General features: G+C 73.5%; 6 protein-coding genes. 4 read left to right on the forward strand and 2 right to left on the reverse strand.

The genetic code is table 11. The annotated features are described in order from the left end of the window. Nucleotides 1-320: 320 nt before the first annotated feature. Nucleotides 321-1,202, reverse strand: coding sequence for a non-homologous end-joining DNA ligase (gene ligD / locus ABZ920_RS20375; protein WP_361506589.1), 882 nt, complete (start codon nucleotides 1,200-1,202; stop codon nucleotides 321-323). A gap of 70 nt (nucleotides 1,203-1,272) precedes the next feature. Between ligD and ABZ920_RS20380 the strand changes: the two genes are divergently transcribed. Continuing rightward, nucleotides 1,273-2,319, forward strand: a complete 1,047-nt coding sequence (locus tag ABZ920_RS20380) for a Ku protein (protein ID WP_361506592.1) — start codon at nucleotides 1,273-1,275, stop codon at nucleotides 2,317-2,319. A gap of 557 nt (nucleotides 2,320-2,876) precedes the next feature. Here ABZ920_RS20380 and ABZ920_RS20385 read toward each other — a convergent pair. Further along, entirely contained in the window at nucleotides 2,877-3,296 is a 420-nt protein-coding gene (locus tag ABZ920_RS20385) for a Pycsar system effector family protein (protein WP_361506595.1), read from the reverse strand. 248 nt (nucleotides 3,297-3,544) lie between these two features. On the opposite strand from ABZ920_RS20385, the gene ABZ920_RS20390 reads away from it, so the two are divergent. From ABZ920_RS20390 to ABZ920_RS20400, 3 genes are all read left to right on the forward strand, one after another. After that, nucleotides 3,545-4,243: a Crp/Fnr family transcriptional regulator gene (locus ABZ920_RS20390; protein ID WP_361506598.1), complete on the forward strand. Its 699-nt coding sequence runs from the start codon at nucleotides 3,545-3,547 to the stop codon at nucleotides 4,241-4,243. Nucleotides 4,244-4,440: 197 nt separating this feature from the next. Next, the gene (locus ABZ920_RS20395) at nucleotides 4,441-5,289 is read left to right on the forward strand and encodes a hypothetical protein (protein ID WP_361506601.1); all 849 of its coding nucleotides are present in this window, start codon (nucleotides 4,441-4,443) and stop codon (nucleotides 5,287-5,289) included. Next, nucleotides 5,289-7,071: hypothetical protein (locus tag ABZ920_RS20400; protein ID WP_361506604.1), on the forward strand; the 1,783-nt coding region annotated here is incomplete at its 3' end. The genes ABZ920_RS20395 and ABZ920_RS20400, both read left to right, overlap by 1 nt.

Genomic DNA, 7,071 nt, shown 5'->3' on the forward strand with positions numbered 1-7,071 from the left:
CACGTGCGCCGCCGCACCGCCCACCGCGGGCAGCCGTGAACGCCGCACTCCCCGGGCAACCGTGAACGCGCGCTCCCCGGGCAGGCGCGTTCGCCGGTCCCCGCGGGGAAGCGCGGGCACCGCTCTCCGTAGACGGTCACGTGCGCCGCCGCACCGCCCACCGCGGGCAGTCGTGCCGCCAGGGCGGCACGGGTGGGCGCGGCGGCACCCCGTCAACGCGGGGCCGCGCACCCCACCCGACGTCCAGGCGAGCAGGGGGGCACTGTCACCCCCGGCTCGGCATCCCCCCGCGGGCATCACCCGAGGCGGGCGACGCCCCCTCACGGCAACGTCCCCGCCCGCCCCCCATCCAGCAGCGCCCCCAGCAGATCCCCGTACTCCCGCACCCGCGGAGCAACGTCCTCCGCCCGGAACTCCAGCGCCCCCGGCCCCCGGCACCCCTCCACCTCCCCCCATGTCACCGGCGCCGAAACCCACGGCTGCGCCCGCGCCCGCAGCGTGTACGGCGCCGCCGTCGTCTTGCGCGCCGCGTTCTGCGACCAGTCCACGAACACCTTCCCCGGCCGCAGGCTCCGCGTCATCCGGTGCAGCGCCAGCTCCGGCATCGCCCGCTCCGCCTCCACCGCCAGCCCCTTCGCGTACTCGGACGTCCGCTCACTGGACGCGCCCCGCACCGCCGCCAGCAGATGCAGCCCCTTCGACCCCGACGTCTTCGCGTACGCCTCGATCCCGTCCCGCGCCAGCCGCTCCCGCAGCCACAGGGCCACCCGGCAGCACTCCAGCACCGTCGCCGGCGGCCCGGGGTCGAGGTCGAACACCAGCCGGTCCGCCACCTCCGGCGAGTCGATGGTCCACTGCGGGGTGTGGAACTCCGTCACCAGGTTGGCGGCCCACATCAGACTCGGCAGGTCCTGCACGAGCACCATCCGCGCCGGCCCCTCCGCCCTGGGCACCTCGGCGGTCGTCACCCACTCGGGCGTACCCGCCGGCACGTTCTTGACGAAGAACTGCTGTCCGTCGGGCCCGTCCGGATAGCGCAGGAAGGACAGTGGCCGGTCGCGCAGATGGGGCAGCAGCACGTCCGCGATCGTCGCGTAGTAGTGCAGTACCTCGGCCTTGGTGAACCCGGTCGCGGGATACAGCACCTTGTCCAGATTGCTGAGCGCGAGCCGTCGCCCCTCCACCACTGTGATCGGCGCCATACGATAAGAAAACCACGAAATGACGACAAAGCCGTCAAACAGTCCCTCATCGACGCGGAAGGTGCTGCACGTGCGATCCATCTGGAACGGCGCCATCTCGTTCGGCCTGGTCAGCATCCCGATCAAGGTGGTGAACGCGACCGAGAGCCACTCGATCTCCTTCCGGCAGATCCACCTGGAGGACGGCGGCCGCATCCGTTACCGCAAGTTCTGCGAACTGGAGGACCGCGAGGTCACCCAGGGCGAGATCGGCAAGGGCTACGAGGACGCGGACGGCAGCATCGTGCCGATCACCGACGAGGACCTGTTGCACCTGCCGCTGCCGACCGCGAAGACGATCGAGATCGTGGCCTTCGTGCCGGCCGACCGGATCGATCCGCTCCAGATGGAGAACGCCTACTACCTGGCCGCGAGCGGCGCCCCCGCCGCCAAGCCGTACACGCTGCTGCGGGAGGCGCTCAAGCGCAGCCAGAAGGTGGCGATCGCCAAGTTCGCCCTGCGCGGCAGGGAACGCCTCGGCATGCTGCGCGTGGTCGGCGACGCCATCGCCATGCACGGCCTGCTCTGGCCGGACGAGGTCCGCGCCCCCGAGGGCATCGCCCCGGACGCCAACGTCACGGTCCGCGACAAGGAACTCGACCTCGCGGACGCCCTCATGGACACCCTCGGCGAGGTCGACCTGGAGGACCTGCACGACGAGTACCGCGAGGCCGTCGAGGAGGTCATCGCGGCGAAGACCGCCGGTGAGGCGCTCCCCGAGACCGCCGAGCCCGCCGCGGGCGGCAAGGTCCTCGACCTGATGGCGGCCCTGGAGAACAGCGTCCGGGCGGCGAAGCAGTCCAGGGGCGAGGACGTGGGGGAGAAGGCGGCCGAGGAGGCGGAGCACGCCGAGGTCAGACACCTCCCGCAACGCAAGACCACCCGCGCGCGCCCCAAGGACACGGCGGCGAAGAAGACGGCGTCCACGGCCAAGAAGACAACGGCGAAGAAGTCGGCGTCCACCAAGAAGTCGGCGTCCACGTCGGCCCAGACCTCGAAGAAGTCGGCGTCGACGAGCAAGACGGCGGCCAAGAAGAGCACGGCGAAGAAGACGGCGGCCCGCAAGCGCACGGCATAGCAAAACGGACGACGCCACCGGCCCGCCGGTCACGATCCGGGCGGCCCCGGGGGCTCATCCGCCCGCCCGGGCCCGTACGACGCCGGCGGCCGGCGTCCGCCTCGTCCGCCGGCGGCAGGGCTGCCGGATGCTGTCTGATCCAGGGGGACACGTGACCCGCGCGCCGACCACGGAGGCCCGGCGCGGAACGGCGTGCGGCATCGCGTCCCCTGCCGGACACCTCGGAGAAGCCATGCCCCTGCTCACCACCCTCGACGAGGCGGTGACGGCCCTCAGGGCACCCCTGACGGAAGAGGACCGCGCGCGGCTGGACGGACGACCTCCGCAGGGAGGTCCAGGAGGAGATCTCCACCAGGCGCTCGGTACTGCGCCGCCACGGCACGCACCTCACCCGGTACCTGCGCCCCCGCTTCGACGCGTGGAGGGAGGCCGAGGGTATACGGCAAGGCCGGCTCCTGGACCTCGTCATGCAGGTGCAGCAGCGGCTGCTCGACCCGGACGCGTGAACGCTGGGCCCAGCCGCCCGCTGCCAGACGCCGGCGCAGGTGGCCCGCCCCCTACCCGGCGACCGCTCCCGCAAGCGCGACCGTCACCAGTCCCGCGGCCGCCAGCACCAGGGAGCCCTGCGTGAACCGGTGCTTGCGCCAGGCGATCACCGACATCGTCACGAGCTGCCGGCTCAGCGCGGGCAGCGGGTCGGCCGTCCGCAGGATGTGCGTCAGCTCGTCCGGCGCCAGGCCGCGCAGGTGCCCGAAGTAGATGAAGTCGACCCCGGGCCGGCTCGGCCCTCCGCTCGCCATGCGGGGGACGACCGCCAGCACCGCCAGCAGGGCGGCCCCCGTCAGCAACGCCATCCCGGCCGCTGTCAGGACGCCTCGCCCGTCACCCGCGCCGGAGTGCGGCGCGGTGCGCAGCAGGGCCGTGAGGGCGAGGGCCGCTGATTCGACGGTCAGTGCGAATGTCGCCTTGGCGTCCACTTTTCCCGTCCATTCGACGAGCGCCGCGTGAATACGCCAGGCGGTTTCCTCTCCCGCCCCGGCCCGGGCGTAATGAGCGGGAACTTGAAGTGGACCCGAAGATTCAGTCACGCGTGCCTCCCCGTCGGTGAGAACGATTGCCTCCACTTGTATCCGAACCGCGTTCGACGGTCTGCGTCATTCGCCACACATCATCTCGCCCATTCCGTACGCTGGTGTGAACGCGAGTGCGGCGGGGAGGCCAATTCGTGCCAGGGGGAAGAGCAATCGAGAACCAGGACGCGCACCACGCGCACCACGAGCCCTTCACCCCCGACGCATTGCTCCTTCTCCGGGCGGCGGGCAGGGTGCGGACCTGGGCCCGCGGCGAGTCGCTGATGCGGGAGGGCGGTCCACCCGACAGCGTGGTGCTGGTGCTGAGCGGACTGGCCAAGGTCACCGCGGAGTCCGGCAACGGCTACACGAGCGTCCTGGCGCTGCGCGGCCCCGGCGAACTCGTCGGCGAACTCTCCTGCCTCGACGGCGCCCTGCGCTCCGCGACGGTCACCGCGATCGAGGAACTCGAGGGCGTGGTCGTCGGCAGTGAGGCGTTCCTGAGACTGCTGCGGACCCACGCCTCGCTGACGCTGGCCGTGCTGCGCAGCGTCGTGACGCGGCTGCGGGACTCCGACAGCATGCGCACGGAGCGCGGAGCGCGGTCGTCCCGGTCGATGCTCGCGCGCGTGCTCCTGGACACCGCCGTACGCCACGGAACGCCGGTCGACGAACCGCCCGGAGCGCTCGCCGTCCGCCTGAACCAGCAGGAACTCGCGGGCGCCGCGGGCATCTCCCGCGAGTCCGTCGTGCGGTCGCTGCGCGCCATGCAGGAGGCCGGCCTGGTCACCACCAGCCGCGGCCGGACCTGCGTCCTGGACCTCGCCGAAGTCCGTCGGTGGGCCGCCGAATGACCGCCCGTCGGCGGGCCACCGGACCGAAGTGTGCGTCATCCGGCACAGGAATGACCACGCGGTGGCGGACCACCGGACCCCAGTGCGTCATCTGACGCTGTGGGTGGTCCCGTCCCCCCGATATTCATGACGCGGGCACCGTGGCCCCCGCGGGGCAGTGATCCACGGCGCCCGCACTACTCGGGAGGACGTATCCGGTGAGACCCAAGGCCCAGCTCTATTCCATACTCGTCGTCGACATCGAGAAATTCGGCCGACGCGCCAATCCCGTTCAGCTCTGGCTTCGCGAACAGTTGTACGGCATTGTCCGTGCCGCGTTCACGGAATCCTCCATCGACTGGTCGGGCGGACCCGAGCCTTCCGACCGAGGGGACGGCTTCTTCTGGCTGCTGCCCGGAAGTGTGGACCGCACCGACCTCACGGGACGGTTCGTCGAGGTGCTCGACCAGCGGTTGCGCGCCCACGCCCGCACCAGCAGCGAGGAGGGCGCGCTGCGCCTGCGCGTGGCGCTCCACCAGGGCGACGTCGCCGGCGACGCGCACGGCTGGGCCGGCGAGGAGCTGAACACCGCCTGCCGGCTGGTCGACATCCCGCCGCTGCGCACGGCCCTGGCGTCCGCGCCGCGGGCCGGCCTCGCGCTCGCCGTCTCCGGAGAGTGGCACCGGCACGTCGTCCGCCACGACGACCCCTCCGTGGCGAGCCGGACCTTCCGCTGCGTCACCTTCGACGCCAAGGAGATCCACGGCGCCCACGCCTGGATCAGGGTGCCCGGGTACGACGCGCCTCCCGGAGTGTCCGCGACGCGCCCCGCGCCGGGCGCCCCGTCCCGTGACGCGGCGCCGGGGGCCGCCCCCGCCGGCCGCGAGGACCGCCGCGCGGACCACCCCGGCGCCCCCGGCAGCGGCCCCTTCGCGGGGGCGCACTTCGACCGGGTCGGCCAGGTGTTCGGCGGAGACCAGATCGTGCACGGAGGCCAGACCTTCCAGTGGGGTTCCGGACCGGAGGAGACCGCCGGACGCGGCGAAGGAAAGGCAGAGGCCTCCTGATGGCCGACGAGACACCCCCTCCCGCCCCGCGGCCCGGACCCGCGCCCGAACCGCCCCCGGACGGCGACGACACGACCGACCCCCGGCACCGCCTGCGCGAGGGCCTCACGGCCCTGCGCGGCACCCGGGGCGCCGCCGGAGAACGGCTCGACGCCGAACGCGACGCCGTCAACGGCCTGCGCGTCTCGGCGGCCCAGGTCTTCGGCGGGGACAGCTACGTCTTCCAGTTCGGCGCCACCGACGCGCGGCCCCGCTCCTACCGGCTCACCGCCGAGGACCTGGACGAGACCAGGGAGGCGTTCGTCCCGCCCAAGGGCTTCGACACCGTGGCCCGTCGGGTGACGGCCCGCACGGTCACCGTCCTGCGGGGCCCGGCGGGCAGCGGCAAGGAGGCCATGGCACGCGCCGCCCTGCACCGGGCCGGGCACCGCGTCGTCCTCCTGCTCGACCCCGACACGGCGCTGACCCTCGTCGACGGCAAGAACCTTCTCCCGGGCGCCGGTTACCTCCTGCCCGACCTCCCCCAGCGGGGCGCCGACGCGCTCAACGGCTTCGAACTCCACCGCATCGACGCCGAACTGCGCGCCGCCGACTGCCGGCTCGTGCTGACCGCGCAGGCCGCCGTCCAGTTCACCGACCCCCGCGTGCGGCCCGCTCTGACCGACGCCCCGGCCGCCCCGGACCCGTCCGCGATCGCCGGCCGGCACCTGCGGTGGCGGCTCGGCACGGCCGGCGCCGCCCGCGCCCGGCGCCTCCTCGTCCGGCAGGACGTCGCACGGCTGCTGCGCGCCGAGCTCGCCGCCGGCACGACCGCGGGAGCCGCGGCCGACCTGGGCCGCGACCTGGCCGAGGCCGCCGCAGCGGCCGGCGACGAGGACGTCGTCGCCCGGGTCCGGGCCCGCAAGAGACTCCACGGGGAACGCGCGGTCGCCCACTGGCTCCACGACATGGCGGACCTCGCCGAGCAGTGTCTCGCCATCGGCGTCGCCGTGTTCGGCGGCGAGGCGTACGAGACGGTGGCGACCCTCTCCCGCGACCTGGAGGAACGCCTCCAGGTCGCCGAGAGCCCGGACAACCCCGTACGCCCCCGGGGCACCAAGCTGACCGGAACACGCACCGCCCGGCTGGACGCCGTCCGCGCCGCGCTGGTGGAGTCCGAGGTCGCGACCCGGCACGGCGGCGCACGCGGCAAGGTCGTGCGCTTCCGGGACCCCGGCACCGCCCGGCGCCTCCTGGACCACGTGTGGGGCGAGTACGACGAGATACGCGACGCGCTGCCCCGCTGGCTGCGTGACGCCGCGGCCCGGGGCCTGCCCACCGTCGGGGTGCGCGCGGCGGTCGGCGCCGGAATGCTGGCCCGGCACAGCTTCGAGACCGTACGGGCCCGGATCCTGCGCCCCTGGGCGGCCGACAAGGACCCGGAACTGCGGGACGCGGCGGCCATCGCGCTGGGCGTCGCCGCGCGCGAGTCGGGCCACGCCCTCGCCGCGTACAACCTCGTCATGGCCTGGAGCGCCGAAAGCCGGTGCCCGGAGCTCCAGGCCACCGCGGTACGGGCCTGGCGCGTCGTCTTCGAGCACGACGGGGACGAACGGGCCTGGGGCTGGCTGCACCGGCTGGCAGGCGTCGAGCACGTCGCCGTGGTCGAGGCCCTGTGCCGCAGCCTCACCGAGTACATGGCCCTCGACGACGGCCGGTACCGCGCCGACGCCCTCGACCTGCTCGACCAGTGGGCCGTCAGCGGAGTGCACGACCCGCAACGCCGGTCCCTCGGTGAACTGG

Origin of the sequence: Streptomyces sp. NPDC046831 (assembly GCF_040645305.1) — a bacterium.
Classification (GTDB): domain Bacteria; phylum Actinomycetota; class Actinomycetes; order Streptomycetales; family Streptomycetaceae; genus Streptomyces.

Bases quoted from the DNA above. Each gene is read 5' to 3' on its own strand.
- ligD (WP_361506589.1), bottom strand. From the start codon at position 1,202: ATGGCGCCGATCACAGTGGTGGAGGGGCGACGGCTCGCGCTCAGCAAT.